The 1,657-nt window shown below is 60.6% G+C and carries 2 protein-coding genes; one reads left to right on the top strand and one right to left on the bottom strand.

The window, feature by feature from the left end:
* Positions 1–195: 195 nt before the first annotated feature.
* A complete protein-coding gene (locus tag AC07DW_RS34420) occupies positions 196–450 on the bottom strand; it encodes a hypothetical protein (RefSeq protein ID WP_478861521.1) in 255 nt (84 codons plus the stop codon).
* Positions 451–1,047: 597 nt separating this feature from the next.
* Between AC07DW_RS34420 and AC07DW_RS34415 the strand changes: the two genes are divergently transcribed.
* Positions 1,048–1,194 (top strand): hypothetical protein, encoded by a 147-nt coding sequence (locus tag AC07DW_RS34415; protein ID WP_478861520.1) that lies wholly within the window; start codon positions 1,048–1,050, stop codon positions 1,192–1,194.
* The last annotated feature ends 463 nt before the right edge of the window (positions 1,195–1,657 follow it).

The raw sequence follows: 1,657 nt of genomic DNA, 5'->3' as shown, positions 1-1,657 counted from the left end.
CAGCGTCACGCGAAGACCCCGCCCGACACCCACGGGAACAAAACGGGGTGAACCCACCACCTCACGAAGCAGCGATCACCACTGAAGGATCGAGGCTGACCTCGGTAAATCCAAGATCCCCGACAGAATCAAGCTTAGCCGGAGGGCTGGGGGCCGCTGGCGGGAGTTCGTGCTTGGCATAATCCGGCAGTGGGTTCACTGCGGTGGATTGCTCGTCTTGGCAATGCCTTCTTGCCCCAGGCGGCGCTCCTTTTGTTCAAGGGCAGTCAGTTCGGCGGCTAGCTGATCTTTGATGGCAAGCAGCCTGAAGCCATTACCTTCTGCCTTTTGGGCAAGGGTATCCAGTGCTTTCACATAGCCGCTTACTATCCGTTCTGCGTATTCTGTCCCGTGATTGATGATCATGTTTTCGATTTGAGTGCGTGTAAGAAATTCGTTTGCGTTGTCCATGGGAGATGGCCTCTCTGTACCCCTGCGCGCTGCCGCCACATCTGAAAGAGCCGCCAGGCGGCCGGCAGGCACTTCTGTTCCGCATGGCATCGACCATGATAAGCCGCTGATTCCACGTCAGGTATCATCCGTTCGTACTCTTGAGCTGCCAATCGTGAACCGCCGATTGCCCTATGGGGCAAGACGTGCCTGTGTTATGGGTTGACCGAGAGCTAGGGGGACGGATCCTTCCGGCAGAGTGGCCTGCAGGTGTTGCGTTCCCTGCCCAGTAATGGTGTCTGGGCCGTTCTGAAAGAAGAAATCGGCACCCGCTTCCGACCGGGCCACCGCCCGGCGTCGGCATCTTCCACTTCATCGAGACCTTCTACAACCGACGCCGCCTGCGCAAGCACGTCCACCGGGCTACTTCACACCCCACGAGAAGCGCCTGCGTCACCAGCAGAACCAACCCTCGTGGCCTAACACCACGTGCCCAGGATTTGCAGGAAGCTTGAAAGTGCCCACAACCTGGAAAACACTCAGCTGCAGTCAGAGTGAACGTGAACCGTTCCGACTTCTCTGCCGCTCCGTTGTGAGCCATCAGAGAGGATGGGACACGTGCCCAAGAAGATCGACGCAGCCCTTCGTAGCCAGGCCGTGAGGCTGGTGACAGAGCACTGTTCGGAGTACTCGTCCGAGCGTGCACTGCACATCCAGGTCGCCGACTCGCTCGGTGTCTCCCGGGAGTCCGTGCGGCGCTGGTGATGGCAATACGAGGTCAACGCCGGCCAGGTCGCGGGCGTGACCCGCGATGATCGAGAGGAACTGCGTCGGCGGGCGAGCGGAGAACAAGCCACTTCGTCGAGGTCAGCGAGGTGCTGAAGGCCGCGACGATTTTCTTCGCGGGGGAGCTCGATCGCCACAGGGCCATCCGTAGTGGCACGTCGACCAGCTCCACGGCCCGTTTGACCGGCGCGTGCCAGCTGACGATCTTCTGGGGGAAGCAGTCGGCGATGAACGCGACGTAGGTGAACGGCTGATACGTCCGGACATACTGACTTCAGCGTTATGGGGTGACGGTTAGTACTGCAATCTCACTTGTATGTGGTTGAGTTGGGGTATGGCTGAGCTTTGGGTGGGGCTGGTTGAGGAGTGGGACGGGGTGCTGGCGGGGCTGCATGCCCGGTTCGCGTCGCGTTTCGCCAGGTCGGAGCCGCGGGGGCGGGCG

Source organism: Streptomyces sp. NPDC045701 (assembly GCF_056432045.1).
The sequence above is the reverse complement of the archived record's forward strand: the minus strand, read 5'-3'. Positions and strand labels throughout refer to the sequence as shown.

Bases quoted from the DNA above. Each gene is read 5' to 3' on its own strand.
- AC07DW_RS34420 (WP_478861521.1), bottom strand. From the start codon at position 450: ATGGACAACGCAAACGAATTTCTTACACGCACTCAAATCGAAAACATG.